Here is a 23318-nt window from a genome sequence, read left to right as displayed (position 1 = left end):
ACCACCACCCGGAGGCGCTCCGCAGGAGCCCGCGCCGGTGCCGCCGTCCGCGCCGCCGCTACTGCCGCTCTGGCCGCTGTCGATGATGTTCGGCCTGGTGCCGCTCTGGTGGTTGCTCGGCGCGTTCTACCTCGGCTGGCCGCTGCTGGGCGCGCTGCTGTTGGCGTTGCTGCTGACCCGGGGGCGCGTGCCGCTGCCGCCGGCGGTCGGCATCTGGCTGCTCTTCCTCGCCATCGTGGTGGTCAGCGCCACCCAGTTGTCGTCGCCCGCCTCGCTGCTCACGTTCGCCCTGCGGCTGGCCTTCTACCTGACCGCGCTGGTGGTCGGCGTCTACGTCTACGCGGCCGCCCGGGAACGCGTCAGCCTGGTGGCGGTGCTCACCCCGCTCTGCGCGTTCTGGTTCGGGCTGGTGGCGCTGGGCTGGCTCGGGGTGCTCGTGCCCCGGTTGGCCATGACGACCCCGATGGAGGTGCTGCTGCCCGGCGGGGTGGCCGGCACCCCGTTCATCCAGGACATGGTGCACCTCACCACCGCTGAATACAGCGCCCGTTCGCTCAACCCGATCTTTCGACCGGCCGCGCCGTTCGCGTACACCAACAACTACGGCAGCGCGTACGCGATGACCCTGCCCTGCGTGGTGGCCTTCGCGATGCTGCGCCGGCAGGGGCTGCTGCGCTGGGCGCTGTTGGCGTCGTTGCCGCTGTCGCTGGCGCCGGCGTTCCTCACCCTCAACCGGGCGATGTTCCTCAGCCTCGGCGCCGGACTGGCGGTGCTCGGGGTGCGGGCCAGCCTGCGCGGCAACGTCCGGGTCGCCGCCTCCATCGTCGGGGTCGTGGTGATCGGCGGGTTGGCCACCCTGTTCATTCCGATCACCGAGCTGATCAGCAAGCGGGTCGACTCCAGCGACACGAACACCGACCGGCTCTCGCTCTACACCGAGGTGATCCGCCGGGTGCAGGAGTCGCCCTGGTTGGGTTACGGGGCTCCGGTGAACGTCGACACGGTGTCGGCGGCCGCGCCGATCGGCACCCAGGGGCAGTTGTGGATGGTGCTGTTCAGCCACGGCGTACCCGCGCTGATCTGCTTCCTGGCGTGGTTCGTCGCCGCGGCGGTGATCTGCGCGCGGGCGACGTCGGCGGCCGGGCAGTGGCTGGCGGTGGTGCCGGTGGTCTGCCTCGTGCAGGTCCCGTTCTACGGCATGGCGAACCAGAACCTGGCCGTCGCGTTCTTCGCCGTGGCCTTCGCGATGGCGCTGACCGAACGTGAACGGCTGATCCGGCCGTCCGGGCCGTCGCCGACGTCCGCGCGAACCGCGCCGGTGCCCGCGTGACCGCGGCGACCCGACCGTCGGCCGGTGCCGACGAGGGCCGGCCCACGCACACCCCCGTCGAGGATCAGGCTGCTTCGCCCACCGGGGACACCGGCTCGGCCGAGACCCGCCGCAGCGCCCGTAGCGGAGTCGCGGGGCTGCTCGGCGCCGCCACCAGCGGCTTGTTCGGGTTCGTCCTGGCCGTCGTGATCACCCGGGGGTACGGCACGACCGGCGCGGGCGCGTTCTTCGCCGCGATCGGGGTCGTCACCGTGGCGACCGCGATCTGCACCCTCGGCGCGGAGACCGGCCTGATGTGGGCGCTGCCCCGGCGCACTGCGGGGCCACGCGGCGACGCGGCCCGGGTGCTCCCGGTGGCGCTGATCCCGCCGCTGCTGACCGCGCTCGTGGTCGCCGGCGCGGGTGTGCTCGCCGCCGACGCGCTCGCGCCCCGACTGCTCGGGAACTCCCTCACCAACGGCGAGGCGCTGCTCACCGCCACGTTCGCCGCGGTGCCGGTGGTGGTCGCGATGACCCTGCTGCTCGCCGCGCTGCGCTGCGTGCGGCCCATCCGGGCGTACGTCGGGGTGCAGTTCCTGCTGCTGCCGGTCGCCCGCCCGGTGCTGGTCGGTGCCGCCGCCCTGGCCGGTGGTGGTCTGCTGGCCGGCATGACCGGCTGGTTGGTGCCGGCGGCGTTGGCGCTGCTGGCCTGTCTCACCTTGGTCGCCGGCCCGCTCGGGCTGGGCCGGGGTGCGGCGCTGCGACCGCACCGCGCCGACTGGTCCACGTTCTGGCGCTTCGCGCTGCCCCGGGCCGCCTCGGCGGCGATCGACGCCGGCAACATGTGGATCGGTGTGCTGCTCACCTCGGTGCTGGCCGGGCCGTCGGACGCCGGTGTCTTCGGCGCCGTCGGGCGGTACGTGCTGGCCGGTCAGTTGGCCATGCAGGGGCTGCGGGTGGCGGTGTCGCCGCAGCTGTCCCGGCTGCTCGGGCGGGGTGAGCGGGCCGCTGCGGCGGCCGTGCACCGGCAGTTGACCACCTGGGGCCTGGTGCTGTCCTGGCCGGTGTACCTGCTGCTGGCGGTCTTCGCGCTGGCCTTCCTTCAACTGTTCGGGCCGGAGTTCACCGCCGGTGTGCCGGCGATGACGGTGCTCGCGCTGGCGATGCTGGTCAACACCGGAGTGGGCAACGTGCAGAGCCTGCTGCTGATGGGCGGGCGCAGCGGGCTGCACCTGGTCGCCACCGTCGCCGGCTTGACGGTGACCGTCTCGCTGGGCCTCTGGCTGATCCCCCGCTACGGCGCGACGGGCGCGGCCGTGGCCTGGGCGGCCGGCATCGCCACCGAGAACCTCACCGCCGCCGGGTTTGCCCGGTCGGTGGTTCGGGAGCCGCTGTTCGACGCCGCGATGGTGCGTGCCGCGGCGGCCACGATCGCCGGTGTGGGCCTGGCCGCCGGGGCCGGCGTGCTGGTGGGCGGTCGCGGCCTGCCCGGCCTCGCGGTGGCGTTGGCGGTGCTGCTGACCGGCTGCGTCGGCATGTTGACGTTGCCCCGGGTGCGCGCCGGCATCCGGGGGACCATGAGGCAGATCCGTGGAGGGGACAACGCGGCCGCGGCCGCACCCACCTCGGCATCGACGAGAGGCAGGTGAGGTTCGTCGTGGTGTCCATCCGTGACCGGGTCAAGCAGTTGGTTCCGACCCAGGTGACCACCCGGGTGAAGGAGTCCCTCGTCGACTACGGCGTTCGCACCAGCGACCGCCGGCCGCTGCCGGACTTCCTGATCATCGGGACCAAACGGGGTGGCACCACCTCCCTGTGGAACTACCTCATCCAGCACCCGTTGGTGCCCCGGCTCTTCCCCGCGTGGAACACCAAGTCGGCGCACTACTTCGAAGAGCACTGGGGCCGCGGCGAAGCCTGGTACCGCTCGCACTTCCCGACCGAGCGGCAGCGCGAGGCCCTGGCCAAGCGGCACGGCGGGCCGGTCCGGGTCGGTGAGGCCGCCCCGCTGTACATGTTCCACCCGCTCGCCGCGCAGCGGGTCTCCGCGCTGATGCCGTCGGTGAAGCTCATCGTGCTGCTGCGGGACCCGGTGGAGCGGGCGTACTCGCACTGGAAGGAACGCCGCACCCACGGCATCGAACCCCTGGACTTCGCCGCCGCCCTCGCCGCCGAGCCGGAACGCACGGCGGGGGAGCGGGAACGGTTGATCGCCGAGCCGGAGTCGTTCAGCGAGCCGTACGACTGGTACACGTACCGGGCCCGGGGGCGTTACCTGGAGCACCTGGAGCCGTGGCTGGAGCGCTTCGACGCCGGGCAGATCCTCTTCCTGCCCAGCGAGGACCTGTACCGCGACTCGCGGGCGACCTACCGACGGACCCTGGACTTCCTCGGTCTGCCGGCGTACGACCTGCCCAACTTCAAGGTCTACAACGATCGGCGCTCGGCACCGCTGGAGCCGGACGTGCGCGCCGAGCTGACCGAGTACTACCGGCCGTACAACGACGCGTTGCGGCAACGGCTCGGGCTGGACCTCGACTGGGCGGACCGGGCGGCGTGACGACAGGGGTGGACCCGGCCACCGACCCGCGTTCGCGGGTGGACGGCCTGGGTTGGGTGAGCCGCGCGGTCTTCCCGGACGACCGGGTCGGCCTGACCGTGGCCGGTGCCCCGCCGGCCGGTCACCGGGCGGTGGCCCGGTACGCGGTGGTGCCCTCGGTCTCCCGGGCCCGGTTCCTGGTGCCGTTGGGCGCGCCCCGGGCCGGGGCGGCGTCCCTGTTGGCCTACAACGCCCTGCGGCCACCGAAGGTGCGCGCGCTGCGGGCGGTGCTCGGTGGGCTGGCCCGGTTCGGTCGGGCGGGGCTCGCGCCCTTTCCCACGTTGACCGTCTCGGTGCCGGCCGGGGTGCCGGCTGCGGAGCTGCTGCTGAGCGAGCGGCTCTCCGCCGACCTGGGTGACACGCCGCTGCTGGCCGCGTTCGGGGTCCGCCCACCCGACCCGAACGGCAAGCCCACCCTGCAACTCTTCAGCGCCGACGGGCGGGCGCGCGGCTACGCGAAGATCGGTTGGAACGACGCGACCCGCGCGCTGGTCAGCGCGGAGGCGGCGGCGCTGCGGGCGCTCCGCGAGGTGGTCGGCGTCGCCGACCATCCGACGCCGCCGCGGCTGCTCACCGAGACGTCCTGGGCGGGTCAGGTGGTCGCGGTGATCGAGCCGCTGCCTCCGGCGGTACGCGGGGTGCCGGTGGACGACCCGCCCCGGATCGCGGCGCTGCTCGCGGTCGCCCGGCGGGGTGGCCCGGCGGGCACACCTCGACCGCTGGTCGACTCGACCTTCCTGCGCCGGCTGGCCGATCAGGCCGGCCGGGCCGCCGCGACCGAGCCGGCCGGTGCGCGGGCGGTCGCCGCGGTCTCGGCGTTGGCCCGCCGGCACGGCGACACCAGCGTCGAGTTCGGTCACTGGCATGGTGACTGGGTGCCGTGGAACCTGGGCTGGCACGCCGGCCGGCTGGTCGCCTGGGACTGGGAGCACAGCGGGCCGGACGTGCCGGTCGGCTTCGACCTGGCGCACGACGCGTTCCAGCGGGCCCTCGTGCTGCGCGGGGAGCCGGCCGACGCCGCCGCCTCGGCCGTGGACGGACACCTGAGCCGGCACGGCGAGCGGCTCGGTCTCGACGCCGCGCAGCGCCGGCTCGTCGCCGACGCGTACCTGGTGGAGATGTGGTTGCGGACATGGCGGCTGGCCGACGCGGGGGCGGGCTGGAACGCCGCTCTGCATCCCGCACTCCTGGACGTCATCGAGAAAAGACATAGCGGCTGATCTGGAGGAATCGCGGCGACGACGGTACGCCGCAGAGTGACGACATAATCGCAGGTGGTGATGACGATCGATGGACCTCGGACGTTCGGTGCACCGCACCGCCCGCTGTGGAGATCGCCATCTCGGCCGGTCGCGCTATTCAACGACCGGGAATCGTGTGATCTGCTTCTGCCTGGCGTGAACTGAAATTCCAAGCGAACTTGTGGGGAGTCGCGTGGACACGAACAACGACGACAGTGGGGCACCGGTGCTGCTGCTGGTCGGCTCCAGCGGTGGCCATCTGGCCCAACTACTGGCCCTGCGGCCCTGGTACGAACAGTGGCGACGCTGCTGGGTCACCTTCGACACCCCGGAGGCGGTGTCGCTGCTGGCCGGCGAGGACCTGGTGCCGGCGCACCACCCGACCACCCGCAACGTGCCGAACCTGCTGCGCAACGCGCTGCTGGCCTGGCGGGTGCTGCGGGCCCGGCGCGTTGCCGCCGTGGTCACCACCGGCGCCGGGGTCGCGGTGCCGTTCGTGGTGCTGGCCCGGCTGCGACGCATCCCGACCGTCTACATCGAGGTGTACGACCGGATCGACACCCCGACGTTGACCGCTCGGCTGTGCCGGCCGTTCCTGTCCGCGATGCTCGTGCAGTGGGACGAGCAGCGCCGGCAGTATCCCGAGGCGACAGTCGTCGGGACGCTGCTGTGACCGGGGAGACGGGCACCGCCCGGCGTCCGCAACCCCGACCGGGCACCGAGGCGGCCCGCCTGCCGCGCCAGCGCGACAGCTCGGCGGTCGCCCAGCTCCGACTGCTGGTCGCGGTGGGCACCGACAAGCACCCCTTCGACCGGCTCGTCGACTGGTTGGCGCAGTGGCACGCGCAGGCCGCCGGCCCGATCGGGCTGACCATGCAGCACGGGCACACCACCGCGCCCCAGCTCAGCGGCGCGGTGCCGTTCCTCGGCCACGACGCGTTGCAACAGGCGATGATCGACGCGGATCTGGTGGTCTGCCACGGTGGCCCGGCGACCATCCTGGAGGCCCGCCGGCACGGCCACCTGCCCATCGTGGTGCCCCGCGACCCGGCTCGCGGTGAGCATGTCGACAACCACCAGCTCCTCTTCGCCCGCCGGCTCGGCGCCGCCGGGCTGGTGGCGCTCTGCGAGACCCGGGAGGCCCTGCACGACGCGTTGGCCGCCGGGCTGGCCGACCCGTCCCGGTACGCGGTGGCCGCCGACCCGCAGGCACACGAGGCACGACGGGCGGCGGTGGCCCGGGTCGGGCAGATCGTCGACGACCTGGTGGCCCGTTCGACCCCGCGCCCACCCCGGTGGCGGGCCTGGTCCCGGCCGCGCCCGGGTACGGAGGAGATTCGATGACCCAGCAGCCGACCGTCAGCGTCGTGGTGCCCACCCGGGACCGCCCCGAGCTGCTGCGGGCCGCGGTGCGCGCGATCCTGGCACAGGACCACCCGGCCCTGATCGAGGTCGTCGTGGTGTTCGACCAGTCCGCCCCGGACGAGTCGCTGACCGAGCTGGCGAGCGGCCCGGCCCGCGTGGTGCGGGTGATCGGCAACACCCGTACCCCCGGGTTGGCCGGTGCGCGCAACAGCGGCACCCTCGCCGCCGAGGGCGAGCTTGTCGCGTTCTGCGACGACGACGACGAGTGGCTGCCCGGTAAACTGGCCGCCCAGGTCGATGCCCTGGCCGGCGAGCCGGCCGCCGAGTTCGTCTGCTGCGGCATCCGGGTCAACTACGACGGGCACACCGTCGACCGGGTGCTCGACAAGGACCGGATCACCCTGGACGACCTGCTGCGCGATCGGATGACGGAGCTGCACCCGTCGACCTTCCTGATCCGCGCCACCGCGCTACGCGACGGGTTCGGGCTGGTCGACGAGGAGATCCCGGGCAGCTACGCGGAGGACTACGAGTTCCTGCTGCGGGCCGCGCGCAGCGCGCCGCTGATCAACCTGCGGACGCCGTCGGTGCTGGTCCGCTGGCACAAGCGCTCGTACTTTGCGCAGCGGTGGGACACCATCTCCGAGGCGTTGCAGTGGTTGCTCCAGCGCTACCCGGAGTTCGCCAGTCAACCGGCCGGCGAGGCCCGTGTCGCCGGGCAGATCGCGTTCGCCCAGGCCGCCTCCGGCGACCGTCGGGGCGCCCTGCGCTGGGCCCGGCGCACCCTGCGGAGCAACCCCCGCGAGCCACGCGCCTACCTGGCCCTCGCCGTCGCAGGTCGGGTGGTCCGGGCCGACGCGGTGCTGCGCACTCTGCACAAGCGCGGTCGGGGGATCTGAGCCAGCGTCGCCTCGCGTCGCCTCGCGTCGCCTCGCGTCGCCTCGCGTCGCCTCGCGTCGCCTCGCGTCGCCTCGCGTCGCCTCGCGTCGCGTTGGCGGGTGCAGAGCAAAGGCCGTCCGGTGGTCGTTGTCGCGCGGGCGGGTGCAGAGCAAAGGCCGTCCAGTTCAGCGGGCGGCGGCGTCCGCTGGGCGGGACGCCCCGGGGAGCGCGCCGCGTCGGTGGCCCGCCGTGACAGACTGACCGCTGTGTTGCGCTGGCTGACTGCAGGTGAATCGCATGGTCCCGCCCTCGTCGCGATGCTGGAGGGGGTGCCGGCCGGCATCGAGGTGACCACCACCGAGATCGCCGACGAACTGGCCCGTCGACGGCTGGGCTACGGGCGGGGTGCCCGGATGTCGTTCGAGCGGGACGAGGTCGAGCTGCTCGGCGGCCTGCGGCACGGCGTGACCCTGGGCAGCCCGGTGGCGATCAGGGTCGGCAACTCCGAGTGGCCGAAGTGGCAGACCGTGATGGCCGCCGACCCGGTCGACCCCGACGAGCTGGCCCGGCAGGCCCGCAACGCCCCGCTGACCCGCCCCCGGCCGGGCCACGCCGACCTGGCCGGCATGCAGAAGTACGGCCACACCGACGCCCGGCCGATCCTGGAGCGCGCCAGCGCACGGGAGACCGCCGCCCGGGTGGCCGTCGGCACGGTGGCCAAGGCGCTGATCCGGCAGGCGCTCGGCATCGAGATCGTCTCGCACGTCGTCGAGCTGGGACCGGTGGCCGCGAAGCCCGGGCTGCGGCCCACGCCGTCCGACGCCGCGCGGATCGACGCCGACCCGCTGCGCTGCCTCGACCCGGAGGCCAGCGCCCTGATGGTCGCCGAGGTCGACGCCGCGAAGAAGGCCGCCGACACCCTCGGCGGCGTGGTCGAGGTGCTGGCGTACGGGGTGCCACCGGGGCTGGGCAGCCACGTGCAGTGGGACCGCAAGCTCGACGCCCGGCTGGCCACCGCGCTGATGTCCATTCAGGCGATCAAGGGCGTGGAGATCGGCGACGGCTGGCAGCAGGCCCGCTCCCGCGGCTCGGAGGCGCACGACGAGATCATTCCGTCGGCCACCGGCGTCCGGCGGGTCACCGACCGGGCCGGCGGGCTGGAGGGTGGCATCACCACCGGCGAGCCGCTGCGGGTCCGCGCCGCGATGAAGCCGATCTCCTCGCTGAACCGGGCCCTCTCCACTGTGGACGTCACCACCGGTGAGCCGGCCACCGCGATCAACCAGCGTTCCGACGTCTGTGCGGTGCCCGCTGCGGCGGTGGTCGCCGAGGCGATGGTGGCGCTGGTGCTGGCCGAGGCGGCCACCGAGAAGTTCGGCGGAGACTCGATCGCCGAGATCCGCCGCAACCGGGCCGGGTACCTCGACGCGCTGGTCATCCGCTGATGGCGCCGGTCGTCGTGCTGGTCGGCGCCCCCGGCTGCGGCAAGACCACGGTCGGCCGGGCGCTCGCCGCCACCCTCGGCGTGGAGTTCCGCGACACCGACACCGACATCGAGCAGATGGCCGGGAAGCCGATCCCGGAGATCTTCATCGACGAGGGTGAGGCCCACTTCCGTACCCTGGAACGGGCTGCCGTGGCCGCGGCGCTGGCCGGCGGCACGGGCGTGCTCGCGCTCGGTGGCGGCGCGGTGCTGGCCGAGGAGACCCGAGCGGCCCTGATCGGGCACCGGGTGGTGCACCTGTCGGTCGAGTTGCCCGACGCGGTCAAGCGGGTCGGGCTCGGTGCCGGCCGGCCGCTGCTGGCGATCAACCCGCGGGCCACCCTCAAGCACCTGCTGGACCAGCGTCGGCCGCTCTACGCCGAGGTCGCCACCGAGACGGTGGTCACCGACGGCCGAGCCCCGGCGCAGGTCGTCGCGGACGTCGCCGCCCTCCTCCCACGCTGACCCCAAACCCCACGCCCCGCGTCGCCCCCACGCCCCGTCCCTCCTTGCGCCGATCTTGCACTTGCTGCGCCGACTAAAGGGGCATTCACCGCATCTCGGCAACCGAAAGTGCAAGATCGGCGCAAGGAGGCCCGGGGTGGGAAGGCAAGAGGGTTAGGTTCGGGCTATCAGGTCCAGGACGTCGGAGAGGGCCTTCGGCTCGCTGAGCATCGGCCAGTGGCCGGTGGGCAACTCGTGCAGTTGGCCGTTGGCCAGGCCGGTGAAGAACGGGTGCTCCTGTTGGATCATCTGACGCACCACACCGAGCGGGAAGGTGCTGGCGACCAGCGCGGTCGCAACGGGGTGCCCGCCGGTGCGTCGGACCGGGTCGGTGGCGGCCCGCAGCGGGTGCGCGGTGGCCCGGGTACGCAGCAGCGCGAGCGTGGGCTCGTCCAGGCCGGCCAGGTTCGTCGGGTCGGCGGCCGGATCCCAGGCCGGCGCCGGCAGCAGGTGTCCGGTGCCGATCGCTTCGCGTAGCCGCTGCTGCTCCTCCGGCGGCACCGTGTCGAACTGTGCCGTGCCGTCCGGCAACGGCCCACTCTCCACGTAGACGACCCGGGCGATCCGGTCCGGGATGCGGTCCACCGCCTGGGCGACCGGCATCCCGCCGCCGGAGTGCCCGACCAGCAGGACGTCGTGCAGGTCCTCGACCTCGATCAGTCGGACGATGTCGGTGGTGTGCGTGTCCAGGCTGACCTCCGGCCCGGCGAGGTGGTCGCGTTCGGCCACCCCGGTCAGCGTCATCGGATGGACCTCATGCCCCTGCGACCGCAGCGCGGCGGTCACGTCCCGCCACGCCCAGGCGCCCAACCAGAATCCCGGCACCAGCACGAATGTCGCCATCTGTGGCTCCTTCTCTCGGTTACCGACAGACCGTACGATCAATTCCGGACAGGATCCGCCCGGTTTGAAGGAGTGGCCCGTGTCACATCCCGCGGGGCGGGTGCTGGCTCTGCTCGAACTGCTGCAGACTCGGCACCGGTCGACGGCCGCCGAACTCGCCGGCCACCTCGGGGTGGACGAGCGGACCGTGCGCCGGTACGCGGCCACGCTCGTCGAGCTGGGCATTCCCGTCACCGCCGACCGGGGCCGCCACGGCGGCTACCGGCTGCACCCGGGTTACAAGCTGCCGCCGCTGATGCTCACCGACGACGAGGCGGTGGCCGTGCTGCTCGGCCTCGTCGTCGCCGAACGGGTCGGGCTCGCCACCGAGCAGCCCGCCACCGCCGCCGCGCTGGCGAAGATCCGCCGGGTGTTGCCGGCCGCGCTCGCCGACCGGCTCGCCGCCGTCCAGGAGCACCTGGGCTTCACCCTGCGCCGCCCGGAGGCCGAGCGCGGGCCGGCGTCCGGCACCCTGCTCGCGCTGGCCTCGGCCGCCCGGCACCGGCAGCGGGTGGCGCTGGACTACCGCTCCTGGCGGGGCGAGCGGTCGCACCGCGAACTCGACCCGTACGGGCTCGTCTTCCACGCCGGCCGTTGGTATGTCACCGGCCACGACCACCGGCGCGGGGAGATCCGAACCTTCCGACTGGACCGGATCGGCGGGGTGACGCCCGGCGTGGCGACGTTCACGGTGCCCGACGGCTTCGAGGCGGTGGCCTGGGTGACCCGGTCGCTGGCCGGTGTGCCGTACCGGCACGAGGTGGAGGTCGTGCTGGAGACCGACCTGGTCGCCGCCCGCCGCCGCATCCCGCCCAGCGTGGCCGAGGTGACCGCCACCGCCGACGGGGTGCTGCTGCGGGCCCGAGCGGAGAGCCTGCCCGGGATGGCGGCGCTGCTCGCCGGGCTGGGCTGTCCGTTCACCGTGCGGCAGCCGGACGCGCTGCGCGCCGCGGTGGCCGAGCACGCCCGCCGGTTGGCCGATTGGGCCGCTCGGCCAGCAGGTGGACAGCCGCCCTCCCCGCGCCGCCCGCTGGACTAGGCTGCCGGCGATGGACGAGGTGACCCGAATTCCGGTCGGCGGCGAGCGGCCGTACGACGTCTTGGTGGGACGTGACCTGCTGGGCGCGCTGCCCGGCCTGCTGCCCGGCGCGACCCGGGTGGCGGTGTTGCACGCGCCTCCGCTCAAGGCCCTCGCGGACGCGCTGGGCGAGCGACTGCGCGCCGCCGGCGTCGAGCCACTGCCGATCGAGGTGCCCGACGCCGAGTCGGGAAAGCAGATCGAGGTGGCCGCCGCCTGTTGGGACCGGCTCGGGGCGGCGGGCTTCACCCGTACCGACGCGGTGGTCGGGGTGGGCGGCGGCGCGGTGACCGACCTGGCCGGCTTCGTCGCGGCCTGCTGGTTGCGGGGAGTGCGCTGGGTGCCGGTGGCGACCTCGCTGCTGGGCATGGTGGATGCCGCGGTGGGCGGCAAGACGGGCATCAACACGGCTGCCGGCAAGAACCTGGTGGGCGCGTTCCACCCGCCGGTCGGGGTGTTGGCGGACCTGGCCACTCTGGACAGCCTGCCCGCGGTCGACCTGGCGGCCGGGTTGGCCGAGGTCGTCAAGTGTGGGTTCATCGCCGACCCGACGATCCTGGATCTCATCGAGAACGACCCGGAGGCCGCCACCGACCCCCGTGGCCCGGTGAGCCGGGAGCTGATCGAGCGGGCCATCCGGGTCAAGGCCGACGTGGTCGCCGGCGACCTGCGCGAGTCGGGCCTGCGAGAGGTGCTCAACTACGGTCACACCCTGGCCCACGCCATCGAGCAGAACGAGGGCTACCGCTGGCGGCACGGCCACGCCGTCGCCGTCGGCCTGGTGTACGCGGCCACCCTTGCCCGGCTCGCCGGGCGGTTGGACGCCCCGACCGCCGACCGGCACCGGGTCACCCTGAGCGCGCTGGGCCTGCCGGTGAGCTACCCGGCCGATGCCTGGCCGAAGCTGCTGCCCACGATGCGGGTGGACAAGAAGGCCCGGGGCAGTCGACTGCGCTTCGTGGTGCTCGACGGGCTGGCCCGCCCGGCGATGTTGGAGGGCCCCGACGACGCGTTGCTGGAGGCTGCCTACCGGGAGGTGGCAACGCCGTGAGCGCGAGTGAGGCGGGTCGGCGAGCGCCGCAGACGCGAGCGACGGAGAAGGTCTACGTTCTGAACGGCCCGAACCTGGGCCGGCTGGGCACCCGCGAACCCGACGTGTACGGCGCGACCAGCTACGCGGACCTGGTGGCGCTCTGCGAGAGCACGGGTCGGGAGCTGGGTCTGTCGGTGACGGTCCGGCAGACCGACGCGGAGCACGAGCTGCTCGGCTGGCTGCACACGGCGGCCGACGAGGGCGCCGCGGTGGTGCTCAACCCGGCCGCCTGGTCGCACTACTCGTACGCGGTGCGGGACGCCTGCGCCATGCTGCGCGGGCCGCTGGTGGAGGTGCACATCTCCAACATCCACACCCGCGAGGAGTTCCGGCACCACTCGGTGGTCTCGGCGGTGGCGACCGGGGTGATCTGCGGTCTCGGGATCGACGGATATCGTCTGGCCCTGCACCATCTGGCCACCCGCTGAGGGCCCACCGACTGGGCGCTCCGAACGGGGGGCCGTCCGATTCGACGCAGCTTGTAGACTTGCCAGGTCTGTCCGCCAATTGATGATCAAGGCAGGAAATGGCCTCCACCAACGACCTCAAAAACGGCCTGGTACTCAACCTTGACGGCGAGCTCTGGGCCGTCGTCGAGTTCCAGCACGTCAAGCCCGGTAAGGGTGGTGCCTTCGTGCGCACCACGCTGAAGAACGTGCTGTCCGGGAAGGTGGTCGACAAGACCTTCAACGCGGGCACCAAGGTCGAAACCGCGACCGTTGACAAGCGCACGATGCAGTACCTGTACGCCGACGGTGAGGACTTCGTCTTCATGGATCTGGAGACCTTCGACCAGATCACCGTGCCCGGTGGCACCGTCGGTGAGGCAGCCAACTACCTGCTGCCCGAGGCGGAGGCGACCGTCGCCCAGCACGAGGGTGTGCCGCTCTACATCGAGCTGCCCACCAGCGTCGTGCTGGAGGTCACCTACACCGAGCCCGGCCTGCAGGGCGACCGTTCGACCGGCGGCACCAAGCCGGCGACCGTGGAGACCGGCGCCACCGTGCCGGTTCCGCTGTTCATCACCACCGGCGAGAAGATCAAGGTCGACACCCGCGACGGCCGTTACCTCGGCCGCGCCTGATGGCTGAGGGTTCCAAGCAGCAGATGCCGGCGCGCCGTAAGGCGCGCAAGCGGGCGCTGGATGTCCTCTACGAGGCCGACCTGCGGGACAAGCCGCCGGTGGAGGTGCTCGCCGGCTACGTGCAGCGGATCGAGCAGCCCCGGCCGGAGCATCTCGGCTACGCGGTGGGCCTGGTCGAGGGGGTTGCCGAGCACCTCAACCGGATCGACGAGCTGATCGCCAGCTACGCCGAGGGGTGGACGCTGGAGCGGATGCCGGTCGTCGACCGTAATCTGGCCCGGATCGCCGTCTACGAGTTGCTCTACGTCGACGAGATCGACGACGCGGTGGCGATCAGCGAGGCCGTGGAGCTGGCTCGGCAGATGTCGACGGACGATTCGCCGCGCTTCCTCAACGGGGTGCTCGGCCGGATCGCCGAGTACGCCACCCGCTGAGCGTCCGCACCGGACACCGCGAATCGGAAAGGGCCCGTGCCAACCGGCACGGGCCCTTTCGGTGGAGCGGCAGATCAGGTGGAGCGGCAGCTCAGGAGGCGAAGAACGCCCGGGGGTCGGCCACCAGCACGCCGTGCTCGGTGAGCCGCTCGATCAGGCCCGACGGTGAGGCGTCGTAGACGATCGCGAGCGCCCGCAGGTCGTCGGCGCGGATGGAGAGCACCCGGCCGTTGTAGTCGCCGCGCTGCTGCTGGATGGCGCGGGCGTAGCGGGCGACGTAGGCCAGGTCCTCGGAGGCCTCGTCGTAGAGCCGCTCCAGGTCCAGGACAATCTTGCTGGTGGGCTCGTGACGGACGCCACTGCCGTCAGGCAGCAGCTCCGAGACGGGTACGCGGTAGAACTCGGCCAACTCGGCCAGACGGGACACCGTCACGGCCCGGTCGCCACGCTCGTAAGAGCCGACCACCACGGCCTTCCACCGCCCGTTCGACTTTTCCTCCACACCCTGCAGGGAGAGACCCTGCTGCTGGCGGATGGAGCGCAGGCGGGCGCCCAGCGACTTGGCGTATTCAGAGGGCATTCGGACACTCCCAGTGCTGCTCGGGGTTCTCCCGTCGATCGCTACGGAGCGTGACGGTACGGGGAATGCGACACGTGGTCAAGTGGTCGTGCCCCTACCGTTGCGGGGCGTCCGGGGAGTTTTCCCCTTTTCCGGTACCTGACCCGGTGGTCAGTGGCCGCCGGCCATCACCCCGGTGACCACTGGTAACGTGGCGGAAGCCCCGGCCCAGGTCCGCTGAGCGGTCCGGCCGGAGGTGCCCGACATCCTTTAACGACCCGTCCCGTGAGGCGGGGAAGGAGGTCCGCCGTGGCGTACCCACCGGCTGCCCGCCCGTCACCACCGCGACAACCCTCGGTGAAGGTGATCCTCGCCAGCGCCGACGTGCAACGCGTGGTCGACCGCATCGCCCACCAGATCCTGGAGAAGACCCAGGGCGCCGCCAACACGGTGCTGCTCGGGATTCCCACCCGGGGCACCCCCCTCGCCCGGCGGCTCGCCGACCGGATCAGCACCTTCGAGGACGTCGCCGTCGGAGTCGGTGTGCTCGACATCACCCTGTACCGCGACGACCTCCGTCGGCACGCCACCCGCGCGGTGGGTCCGACCGAGCTGCCCCCCGGCGGGATCGACGGCAAGCGGGTCATCCTGGTCGACGACGTGCTCTTCTCCGGCCGCACCGTCCGGGCCGCGCTCGACGCGCTCAACGACGTGGGCCGCCCGGCCTCGGTCCAGCTCGCCGTCCTGGTCGACCGGGGCCACCGGGAGTTGCCGATCCGCGCCGACTACGTCGGCAAGAACATCCCGACCTCGCTCGCCGAGAGCGTCAAGGTGACGCTCGCCGAGATCGACGGGACGGACGAGGTCAAGCTGTACGGGGGAACCGCCTCATGATCAAGCACCTGCTCTCCGGCGGGGACCTGGACGCCGACACCGCCACCGAGATCCTGGACACCGCCGCCGAGATGGCCACCGTCGCCGGCCGGGAGATCAAGAAGCTTCCCGCGCTGCGCGGACGGACCGTGGTGAACCTCTTCTACGAGGACTCCACGCGTACCCGGATCTCCTTCGAGGCGGCGGCGAAGCGGCTCAGCGCTGACGTGATCAACTTTTCCGCGAAGGGATCCAGCGTCACCAAGGGTGAGAGCCTGAAGGACACCGCGTTGACCCTGCAGGCCATGGGCGCGGACGCCGTCGTCGTCCGACACCCCGCCTCCGGCGCGCCGCACCGCCTGGCCAACTGGGTGGACGGGTCGGTCGTCAACGCCGGCGACGGCACGCACGAGCACCCCACCCAGGCGCTGCTGGACGCGTACACCATGCGGGCCCGGCTGGGCCGACTCGCCGGCCTGTCGGTCGCGGTGGTCGGGGACGTGCTGCACTCCCGGGTGGCCCGCTCCAACGTGCTGCTGCTCTCCACCCTCGGCGCCAAGGTCACCCTGGTCGGTCCGCCGACCCTCATCCCGGTCGACATCGCGGGCGCCCTCGCGCCCGGCACCGACGTCTCCTACGACCTCGACTCCGTCCTGCCGAACGTGGACGTGGTGATGATGCTGCGCGTGCAGCGGGAGCGGATGAACGACTCCTACTTCCCCTCCGCGCGCGAGTACGCCCGCCGCTACGGCCTGGACGGGCCCCGGATGCGCCGGCTGCCCGAACACGCGATCGTCATGCACCCCGGCCCGATGAACCGGGGGATGGAGATCACCCCCGAGGTCGCCGACTCACCCCGCTCCACCATCGTCGAACAGGTCACCAACGGGGTCTCCGTGCGGATGGCTGTCCTTTACCTGCTGCTCGGAGGGAACAACCGGTGAGCGCGTACCTGATCACCAGCGTGAGTGTCGTCGGCGCCGCGCCGACCGACCTGCTGATCCGCGACGGCGTGATCGCCGAGGTCGGCCCCGGCCTGACCGCGCCGGACGCCACAGTCGTCGACGGCACCGGCCTGGTGGCCCTGCCCGGCCTCGTCGACCTGCACACCCACCTGCGCGAGCCCGGCCGGGAGGACGCCGAGACCGTCGAGTCCGGTTCCCGGGCGGCCGCGCTGGGCGGCTACACGGCGGTCTGCGCGATGGCCAACACGTCCCCGGTGGCGGACACCGCCGGCGTGGTCGAGCAGGTCTGGCGCCTCGGCCGGGAGGCCGGCCTGGTCGACGTGCAGCCGATCGGCGCGGTCACCGTCGGGCTGGCCGGCGAGCGACTGGCCGAGCTGGGCGCGATGGCCGACTCGGCGGCCCGGGTGCGGATCTTCTCCGACGACGGGCACTGCGTCGCCGACCCGAAGTTGATGCGCCGAGCCCTGGAGTACGTCAAGGCGTTCGACGGGATCATCGCCCAGCACGCCGAGGAGCCCCGGCTCACCGAGGGCGCCCAGATGCACGAGGGCGAGGTCTCCACCCGGCTCGGCCTGATCGGCTGGCCGGCGGTCGCCGAGGAGGCGATCATCGCCCGGGACGTGCTGCTCGCCGAGCACGTGGGCAGCCGACTGCACGTCTGCCACGTCTCCACCGCCGGCAGCGTCGAGGTGCTGCGCCAGGCCAAGGCCCGCGGGGTACGCGTGACCGCCGAGGTGACCCCGCACCACCTGCTGCTCACCGACGAACGGGCGGAAACCTACGACCCGGTCTACAAGGTGAACCCGCCGCTGCGCACCGCCGCGGACATCGCCGCGCTGCGCGCCGCCCTCGCCGACGGGGTGATCGACGTCATCGCCACCGACCACGCCCCGCACGCCGTGGAGGACAAGGAGTGCGAGTGGGCGTACGCCCGACCGGGGATGCTCGGTCTGGAGACCGCCCTCTCCATCGCGCTGGACGTGCTCGGCCCCGAGTGGGACCTGATCGCCGAGCGGATGTCCCGCACCCCCGCACGGATCGCCGGCCTCACCGGGCACGGCGTCGACCCCGCGCCGGGTGTGCCGGCCAACCTGACCCTGATCGACCCGGCCGCCCACCGCACCATCGAGCCGGCGGAGCTGGCCAGTCGCAGTCGCAACACCCCGTACGCCCGCATGACGCTGCCAGGTCGCATCGTGGCGACCTTCCTGCGTGGCGAGCCGACGGTCCTGGACGGAAAGGCAGTCAAGTGACCCGTAGACGTTCCGCGATCCTCGTACTCGAGGACGGGCGCACGTTCCCCGGCGAGGCGTACGGCAGCGTCGGAGAGACCTTCGGCGAGGCGGTCTTCAACACCGGCATGACCGGTTACCAGGAGACCCTCACCGACCCGTCGTACCACCGTCAGGTGGTGGTGCAGACCGCGCCGCACATCGGCAACACCGGCGTCAACGGCGAGGACGACGAGTCCGGTCGGATCTGGGTGGCCGGCTACGTCGTGCGCGACCCGGCCCGGATCGGCTCGAACTGGCGGGCCACCGGTGGTCTCGAAGACCGTCTCGCCACCGAGGGTGTGGTGGGCATCAGTGGCGTGGACACCCGGGCGCTGACCCGGCACCTGCGCGAGCGGGGCGCGATGCGGGTGGGTATCTCCAGCATCGACAGCGACCCGCAGAGCCTGCTGGCCCGGGTGCGTCAGGCGCCGCAGATGGTCGGCGCGGACCTGTCCGCCGAGGTGAGCACCGCCGAGCCGTACGTCGTCGAGGCCCTGGGCGAGCACCGGTTCACGGTGGCCGCGCTGGATCTGGGCATCAAGCGCAACGTGCCGCGTCGGCTGGCCACTCGGGGGGTGACCACCCACGTGCTGCCGGCGTCGTCGAGCATCGAGCAGATGCTGGCCACCGGGGCCGACGCGATCTTCCTGTCGCCCGGTCCGGGCGACCCGGCCACCGCCGACGCCCCGGTGGAGCTGGCCCGGGAGGCGCTGCGGCGGGAGGTGCCGCTCTTCGGCATCTGCTTCGGCAGCCAGATCCTCGGTCGGGCGCTCGGCTTCGGCACCTACAAGCTGGGCTACGGCCACCGGGGGATCAACCAGCCGGTGCTCGACCGGGCCACCGGCAAGGTCGAGGTGACCAGCCACAACCACGGCTTCGCCGTCCAGGTGCCGGGCGTGGTGGGCGGCGCGGTCGTCCCCGACCAGGTGATCGAGACCGACTTCGGTGGCGTCCGGGTGTCGCACGTCTGCCTCAATGACAACGTGGTCGAGGGGCTGCGGGCCGTGGACGTACCCGCCTTCACCGTCCAGTACCACCCGGAGGCGGCGGCCGGTCCACACGACGCGGACTACCTCTTCGACCGATTCGCCGACTTGATCGAAGGTCGGAACCACAGCAAGGGGCGCAGCAATGCCTAAGCGGACCGATCTCCAGCACATCCTCGTGATCGGCTCCGGGCCGATCGTCATCGGGCAGGCCTGCGAGTTCGACTACTCGGGCACCCAGGCGTGCCGGGTGCTGCGTAGCGAGGGGATCCGGGTCAGCCTGGTCAACTCCAACCCGGCGACGATCATGACGGACCCGGAGTTCGCCGACGCGACCTACGTCGAGCCGATCACCCCGGAGTTCGTGGAGCTGGTCATCGCCAAGGAGCGCCCGGACGCGATCCTCGCCACCCTGGGCGGGCAGACGGCGCTGAACACGGCCGTCGCCCTGCACGAGGCCGGCATCCTGGAGAAGTACGGCGTGGAGCTGATCGGCGCGAACATCGACGCCATCAACCGGGGCGAGGACCGGCAGCTGTTCAAGGAGATCGTGGCGAAGGCCGGCGTACGGCTGGGCGTCGACGACCCGACCGCCCTGGTGCCCCGCTCGCGGGTCTGCCACTCGATGGAAGAGGTCGAGGCGACCGTCGCCGAGCTGGGCCTGCCGGTGGTGATCCGGCCGTCGTTCACCATGGGTGGCCTGGGTTCCGGCATGGCGCACACCCCGCAGGACCTGGCCCGCATCGCCGGCGACGGCCTGTCCGCCAGCCCGGTGCACGAGGTGCTCATCGAGGAGAGCGTGCTCGGCTGGAAGGAGTACGAGCTCGAACTGATGCGCGACCGGCACGACAACGTGGTGGTGGTCTGCTCGATCGAGAACATCGACCCGATGGGCGTGCACACCGGCGACAGCGTCACGGTGGCCCCGGCCATGACGCTCACCGACCGGGAGTACCAGCACCTGCGCGACCTCGGCATCGCCGTGCTGCGCGAGGTCGGGGTGGACACCGGCGGCTGCAACATCCAGTTCGCGGTCAACCCGGTCGACGGCCGGATCGTCGTCATCGAGATGAACCCCCGGGTGTCCCGGTCCTCGGCGCTGGCCTCCAAGGCGACCGGTTTCCCGATCGCGAAGATCGCCGCGAAGCTGGCCATCGGCTACACCCTCGACGAGATCCCCAACGACATCACCCTGAAGACCCCGGCGGCGTTCGAGCCGACCCTGGACTACGTGGTGGTGAAGATTCCCCGGTTCGCGTTCGAGAAGTTCCCCGGCGCGGACCCGGAGCTGACCACCACGATGAAGTCGGTGGGCGAGGCGATGAGCCTCGGGCGCAACTTCACCGAGGCGCTGAACAAGGCGATGCGCTCGATGGAAACCAAGTCGGCCGGTTTCTGGAGCGTGCCGGATCCGGCCGGGGTCACCCTGGCCGACACCCTCGCGGCGCTGCGGATCCCGCACGACGGCCGGCTCTACACGGTGGAGCGGGCGCTGCGGCTCGGGGCGTCGATCGCCGAGGTGGCCGAGGCGTCCGGCGGAATCGACCCGTGGTTCCTGGACCAGATCGCCGCGCTGATCGAGCTGCGCGCCGAGATCGTCGACGCGCCGGTGCTCGACGCCGATCTGCTGCGCCGTGCCAAGCGGGCCGGTCTGTCCGACCGGCAGCTCGCCGCGCTGCGCCCGGAGCTGGCCGCCGAGGACGGCGTGCGGACCCTGCGCCACCGCCTGGACGTACGCCCGGTCTACAAGACCGTGGACACCTGCGCGGCCGAGTTCGAGGCGACCACGCCGTACCACTACTCGACGTACGACCTGGAGACCGAGGTCGTGCCGTCGGACCGGCCGAAGGTGCTGATCCTGGGCTCGGGCCCGAACCGGATCGGGCAGGGCATCGAGTTCGACTACTCCTGCGTGCACGCCGTCCAGGCTCTGCGGTCGGCCGGCTACGAGACGGTCATGGTCAACTGCAACCCGGAGACCGTCTCCACCGACTACGACACCGCCGACCGGCTCTACTTCGAGCCGTTGACCTTCGAGGACGTCCTGGAGGTCTGGCACGCCGAGGACTCGTCCGGCCGGGCGGCCGGCGGGCCGGGCGTGGTCGGGGTGGTCGTCCAGCTCGGCGGGCAGACCCCGCTGGGGCTGGCGCAGCGGCTCAAGAACGCCGGCGTGCCGATCGTCGGCACCTCCCCGGAGTCGATCCACCTGGCCGAGGAGCGCGGCGCGTTCGGCGCGGTGCTGGCCCGCGCCGGCCTGCGCGCGCCGGCGCACGGCATGGCCACCTCGTACGACGAGGCCAAGACGATCGCCGACGAGATCGGCTACCCGGTGCTGGTCCGACCGTCGTACGTGCTGGGCGGGCGGGGCATGGAGATCGTCTACGACGACCCGACGCTGCGCGACTACATCGGCCGGGCCACCGACATCTCCCCGGACCACCCGGTGCTGGTGGACCGGTTCCTCGATGACGCCATCGAGATCGACGTGGACGCGCTGTGCGACGCCGACGGCGAGGTCTACATCGGCGGCGTGATGGAGCACATCGAGGAGGCGGGCATCCACTCCGGCGACTCGTCCTGCGCGCTCCCGCCGATCACCCTCGCGGGCTCGCACCTGGCCGAGGTCCGCCGCTACACCGAGGCCATCGCGCGTGGCGTCGGGGTCCGTGGCCTGCTCAACGTGCAGTACGCCCTCAAGGACGACGTGCTGTACGTGCTGGAGGCCAACCCGCGCGCGTCGCGGACCGTCCCGTTCGTCTCCAAGGCGACGGCGGTGCCGCTGGCCAAGGCGGCGGCCCGGATCGCGCTCGGCGCGAGCATCGCCGACCTGCGCGCCGAGGGCCTGCTGCCGGCGACGGGGGACGGGGGCACGATGCCGGCCGACGCGCCGGTCGCGGTCAAGGAGGCGGTGCTGCCGTTCAAGCGTTTCCGGACCCGCGCGGGCAAGGGGATCGACTCGCTGCTCGGGCCGGAGATGAAGTCGACCGGCGAGGTGATGGGCATCGACACCAACTTCGGGCACGCCTTCGCCAAGAGCCAGTCGGCCGCGTACGGGTCGCTGCCGACCGCTGGGAAGATATTCGTCTCGGTGGCCAACCGGGACAAGCGTGGCATGATCTTCCCGATCAAGCGGCTGGCCGATCTGGGCTTCGAGATCGTCGCCACCGCCGGCACGGCCGAGGTGCTGCGCCGGCACGGCATCGCCTGTGAGCAGATCCGTAAGCACTACCAGTCCGGTGCGGGCGACGACGCGGTGTCGCTGATCGGTGGCGGCCACGTGGCGCTGGTGATCAACACGCCGCAGGGCTCGGGTGCCAGCGCCCGCTCCGACGGCTACGAGATCCGCAGCGCGGCCGTCACGGCGGACATCCCGTGCATCACCACGGTTCCCGGCGCCGCCGCGGCGGTGATGGGCATCGAGGCGCGGATTCGCGGCGACATGCAGGTCCGCCCCTTGCAGGACCTGCATGTCACCCTGCGGGCGGCCCAGTGACACTGTTCGAGCAGGTCGTACGACCTGGGTTGTTCCGGATCGGCGGCGGGGACGCCGAGGCGGCGCACGAGTGGACTCTGCGGCGGTTGGCGGCGCTGTCGCGGCGGCCGGCCGCGCTCGCCGCGCTGCGGGCCCGCTACGCGGTCGACGCGCCGCGCACCGTGTTCGGGGTGCGGTTCCCCAATCCGGTCGGGTTGGCCGCCGGGATGGACAAGGACGGCGCGGCGCTGCCGGCCTGGCCGGCGCTCGGCTTCGGTTTCGTGGAGGTCGGCACGGTCACCGCGCACGCCCAACCGGGCAACCCCCGGCCGCGGCTGTTCCGGCTGCCGGCCAGCGAGGCGGTGGTCAACCGGATGGGCTTCAACAACGCCGGGGCCGCCGCGCTGGCTGCCCGGCTGGCGGCGCTGCCGCGCCCGCTCGGGGTGCCGCTGGGCATCTCGCTGGGCAAGTCCAAGGTGACAGCGTTGGACGAGGCGGTCGAGGACTACCTCGCCTCGTACCAGGCGCTGCGCGGGCACGGCGACTACTTCGCGGTGAACGTGTCCTCACCGAACACCCCGGGGCTGCGGTCGTTGCAGGACCGTGCCCACCTGGACGCGCTGCTCGGCGCGTTGGTGGGGGAGAAGCCGGTGCTGGTCAAGATCGCGCCGGACCTGACCGAGGCGGCGATCGCCGAGCTGTTGGAGGTGTGTCTGGCCCGGGGCGCCGCCGGGGTGATCGCCACCAACACCACGCTGTCCCGGGACGGGCTGGCCGGCGTCGACGTCGAGCGTGGCGGTCAGGCCGGCGGGCTCTCCGGCCGGCCGCTCACCGGGCGGGCCCGCGACGTGGTCGCCTTCGTCCACTCCGAGACCGGCGGCCGGCTGCCGATCGTCGGCGTCGGGGGTGTGCTGGACCCGGACGACGCGGCGCGGATGTTCGATGCCGGTGCCGCCCTGGTGCAGCTCTACACCGGCTTCATCTACCGCGGACCGGCCCTGGTCCGCGCCGCCGCCCGCGCGGCGGCCGCGACGGCGGCACCGGGGGCGGTCGCCGGTCGGTGACCGCCCTGGTGCGGTGCTGGCCCCGGCGGTGCCGGGCCCGCTCCGCGCCGAGGACCACACGCCCGATGACGCCCCTTTGCTCTGCACCCGCGGGTGCGCCACCCGGAGGGCGCCACCCGGAGGGCGCCACCCGGCCAATGGGTGTCGCGTCCGCGGGTGCAGAGCAAAGGCGGC

General features: G+C 72.6%; 22 protein-coding genes. 20 read left to right on the top strand and 2 right to left on the bottom strand.

The window, feature by feature from the left end; all coding sequences use genetic code 11:
- Window positions 1–37 precede the first annotated feature (37 nt).
- The 9 genes from AB0877_RS24500 to AB0877_RS24460 all read left to right on the top strand — a co-directional run bounded on the left by AB0877_RS24500 (window position 38) and on the right by AB0877_RS24460 (window position 9341).
- On the top strand, window positions 38–1330 hold the full coding sequence (locus AB0877_RS24500; protein WP_366611742.1) for an O-antigen ligase family protein: 1293 nt from the start codon (window positions 38–40) through the stop codon (window positions 1328–1330).
- Window positions 1327–2958 (top strand): lipopolysaccharide biosynthesis protein, encoded by a 1632-nt coding sequence (locus tag AB0877_RS24495; protein WP_366611741.1) that lies wholly within the window; start codon window positions 1327–1329, stop codon window positions 2956–2958. Before AB0877_RS24500 ends, AB0877_RS24495 begins: the two co-directional genes overlap by 4 nt.
- An 8-nt stretch (window positions 2959–2966) precedes the next feature.
- Window positions 2967–3869, top strand: coding sequence for a sulfotransferase domain-containing protein (locus AB0877_RS24490; protein WP_366611856.1), 903 nt, complete (start codon window positions 2967–2969; stop codon window positions 3867–3869).
- Window positions 3866–5128 (top strand): hypothetical protein, encoded by a 1263-nt coding sequence (locus AB0877_RS24485; RefSeq protein ID WP_366611740.1) that lies wholly within the window; start codon window positions 3866–3868, stop codon window positions 5126–5128. The genes AB0877_RS24490 and AB0877_RS24485 overlap by 4 nt, the downstream gene beginning before the upstream one ends.
- Window positions 5129–5342: 214 nt before the next feature.
- Window positions 5343–5822, top strand: coding sequence for a UDP-N-acetylglucosamine--LPS N-acetylglucosamine transferase (locus AB0877_RS24480; protein ID WP_124821238.1), 480 nt, complete (start codon window positions 5343–5345; stop codon window positions 5820–5822).
- A complete protein-coding gene (locus tag AB0877_RS24475) occupies window positions 5819–6493 on the top strand; it encodes a glycosyltransferase (protein ID WP_366611739.1) in 675 nt (224 codons plus the stop codon). Before AB0877_RS24480 ends, AB0877_RS24475 begins: the two co-directional genes overlap by 4 nt.
- Window positions 6490–7413 (top strand): glycosyltransferase, encoded by a 924-nt coding sequence (locus AB0877_RS24470; protein ID WP_366611738.1) that lies wholly within the window; start codon window positions 6490–6492, stop codon window positions 7411–7413. Before AB0877_RS24475 ends, AB0877_RS24470 begins: the two co-directional genes overlap by 4 nt.
- 246 nt (window positions 7414–7659) lie before the next feature.
- Window positions 7660–8838 (top strand): chorismate synthase, encoded by a 1179-nt coding sequence (gene aroC, locus AB0877_RS24465; RefSeq protein WP_366611737.1) that lies wholly within the window; start codon window positions 7660–7662, stop codon window positions 8836–8838.
- Entirely contained in the window at window positions 8838–9341 is a 504-nt protein-coding gene (locus AB0877_RS24460; RefSeq protein ID WP_355009205.1) for a shikimate kinase, read from the top strand. Before aroC ends, AB0877_RS24460 begins: the two co-directional genes overlap by 1 nt.
- A gap of 153 nt (window positions 9342–9494) precedes the next feature.
- Here AB0877_RS24460 and AB0877_RS24455 read toward each other — a convergent pair whose 3' ends face one another.
- Entirely contained in the window at window positions 9495–10223 is a 729-nt protein-coding gene (locus AB0877_RS24455) for an alpha/beta fold hydrolase (RefSeq protein ID WP_366611736.1), read from the bottom strand.
- 79 nt (window positions 10224–10302) lie between these two features.
- On the opposite strand from AB0877_RS24455, the gene AB0877_RS24450 reads away from it, so the two are divergent.
- The 5 genes from AB0877_RS24450 to nusB all read left to right on the top strand — a co-directional run bounded on the left by AB0877_RS24450 (window position 10303) and on the right by nusB (window position 13951).
- Entirely contained in the window at window positions 10303–11301 is a 999-nt protein-coding gene (locus AB0877_RS24450; RefSeq protein ID WP_366611735.1) for a YafY family protein, read from the top strand.
- 10 nt (window positions 11302–11311) lie between these two features.
- Window positions 11312–12391: a 3-dehydroquinate synthase gene (gene aroB / locus AB0877_RS24445; RefSeq protein WP_366611734.1), complete on the top strand. Its 1080-nt coding sequence runs from the start codon at window positions 11312–11314 to the stop codon at window positions 12389–12391.
- Window positions 12388–12861: a type II 3-dehydroquinate dehydratase gene (aroQ, locus tag AB0877_RS24440; protein WP_366611733.1), complete on the top strand. Its 474-nt coding sequence runs from the start codon at window positions 12388–12390 to the stop codon at window positions 12859–12861. The genes aroB and aroQ overlap by 4 nt, the downstream gene beginning before the upstream one ends.
- Before the next feature lie 98 nt (window positions 12862–12959).
- Window positions 12960–13517 carry an elongation factor P gene (gene efp / locus AB0877_RS24435; RefSeq protein ID WP_007458344.1) on the top strand — a complete coding sequence of 186 codons (558 nt, stop codon included), beginning with the start codon at window positions 12960–12962 and terminating at the stop codon, window positions 13515–13517.
- Between the two features lie 23 nt (window positions 13518–13540).
- The gene (gene nusB, locus AB0877_RS24430) at window positions 13541–13951 is read left to right on the top strand and encodes a transcription antitermination factor NusB (RefSeq protein WP_184188983.1); all 411 of its coding nucleotides are present in this window, start codon (window positions 13541–13543) and stop codon (window positions 13949–13951) included.
- Window positions 13952–14042: 91 nt separating this feature from the next.
- Here nusB and AB0877_RS24425 read toward each other — a convergent pair whose 3' ends face one another.
- Window positions 14043–14531 (bottom strand): transcriptional regulator, encoded by a 489-nt coding sequence (locus AB0877_RS24425; RefSeq protein WP_007458348.1) that lies wholly within the window; start codon window positions 14529–14531, stop codon window positions 14043–14045.
- Window positions 14532–14819: 288 nt separating this feature from the next.
- Between AB0877_RS24425 and pyrR the strand changes: the two genes are divergently transcribed.
- Genes pyrR through AB0877_RS24395 form a run of 6 tightly spaced genes read left to right on the top strand, consistent with a single transcriptional unit; the run spans window position 14820 to window position 23144 of the window.
- Entirely contained in the window at window positions 14820–15404 is a 585-nt protein-coding gene (gene pyrR / locus AB0877_RS24420) for a bifunctional pyr operon transcriptional regulator/uracil phosphoribosyltransferase PyrR (RefSeq protein ID WP_366611732.1), read from the top strand.
- Window positions 15401–16327, top strand: a complete 927-nt coding sequence (locus tag AB0877_RS24415) for an aspartate carbamoyltransferase catalytic subunit (RefSeq protein WP_030335650.1) — start codon at window positions 15401–15403, stop codon at window positions 16325–16327. Before pyrR ends, AB0877_RS24415 begins: the two co-directional genes overlap by 4 nt.
- On the top strand, window positions 16324–17601 hold the full coding sequence (locus AB0877_RS24410; RefSeq protein ID WP_366611731.1) for a dihydroorotase: 1278 nt from the start codon (window positions 16324–16326) through the stop codon (window positions 17599–17601). The genes AB0877_RS24415 and AB0877_RS24410 overlap by 4 nt, the downstream gene beginning before the upstream one ends.
- On the top strand, window positions 17598–18761 hold the full coding sequence (carA, locus tag AB0877_RS24405; protein WP_366611730.1) for a glutamine-hydrolyzing carbamoyl-phosphate synthase small subunit: 1164 nt from the start codon (window positions 17598–17600) through the stop codon (window positions 18759–18761). The genes AB0877_RS24410 and carA overlap by 4 nt, the downstream gene beginning before the upstream one ends.
- Complete coding sequence (gene carB, locus AB0877_RS24400; protein ID WP_366611729.1) at window positions 18754–22101, top strand: carbamoyl-phosphate synthase large subunit; 3348 nt, start codon at window positions 18754–18756, stop codon at window positions 22099–22101. The genes carA and carB overlap by 8 nt, the downstream gene beginning before the upstream one ends.
- The gene (locus AB0877_RS24395) at window positions 22098–23144 is read left to right on the top strand and encodes a quinone-dependent dihydroorotate dehydrogenase (RefSeq protein ID WP_366611727.1); all 1047 of its coding nucleotides are present in this window, start codon (window positions 22098–22100) and stop codon (window positions 23142–23144) included. The genes carB and AB0877_RS24395 overlap by 4 nt, the downstream gene beginning before the upstream one ends.
- Window positions 23145–23318: the final 174 nt, after the last annotated feature.

The organism is Micromonospora sp. NPDC047644 (assembly GCF_040704315.1).
In the GTDB taxonomy this organism is placed as follows: domain Bacteria; phylum Actinomycetota; class Actinomycetes; order Mycobacteriales; family Micromonosporaceae; genus Micromonospora.
Note: the sequence above shows the minus strand (reverse complement) of the source record. Positions and strands in the feature narration are given on the sequence as shown.

Excerpts from the sequence above, each read along its gene's own strand:
- AB0877_RS24470 (WP_366611738.1), top strand. The coding sequence starts at position 6,490 with ATGACCCAGCAGCCGACCGTCAGCGTCGTGGTGCCCACCCGGGACCGC.
- AB0877_RS24460 (WP_355009205.1), top strand. The coding sequence starts at position 8,838 with ATGGCGCCGGTCGTCGTGCTGGTCGGCGCCCCCGGCTGCGGCAAGACC.
- AB0877_RS24455 (WP_366611736.1), bottom strand. The coding sequence starts at position 10,223 with ATGGCGACATTCGTGCTGGTGCCGGGATTCTGGTTGGGCGCCTGGGCG.
- aroB (WP_366611734.1), top strand. The coding sequence starts at position 11,312 with ATGGACGAGGTGACCCGAATTCCGGTCGGCGGCGAGCGGCCGTACGAC.
- efp (WP_007458344.1), top strand. The coding sequence starts at position 12,960 with ATGGCCTCCACCAACGACCTCAAAAACGGCCTGGTACTCAACCTTGAC.
- nusB (WP_184188983.1), top strand. The coding sequence starts at position 13,541 with ATGCCGGCGCGCCGTAAGGCGCGCAAGCGGGCGCTGGATGTCCTCTAC.
- AB0877_RS24425 (WP_007458348.1), bottom strand. The coding sequence starts at position 14,531 with ATGCCCTCTGAATACGCCAAGTCGCTGGGCGCCCGCCTGCGCTCCATC.
- AB0877_RS24415 (WP_030335650.1), top strand. The coding sequence starts at position 15,401 with ATGATCAAGCACCTGCTCTCCGGCGGGGACCTGGACGCCGACACCGCC.
- carB (WP_366611729.1), top strand. The coding sequence starts at position 18,754 with ATGCCTAAGCGGACCGATCTCCAGCACATCCTCGTGATCGGCTCCGGG.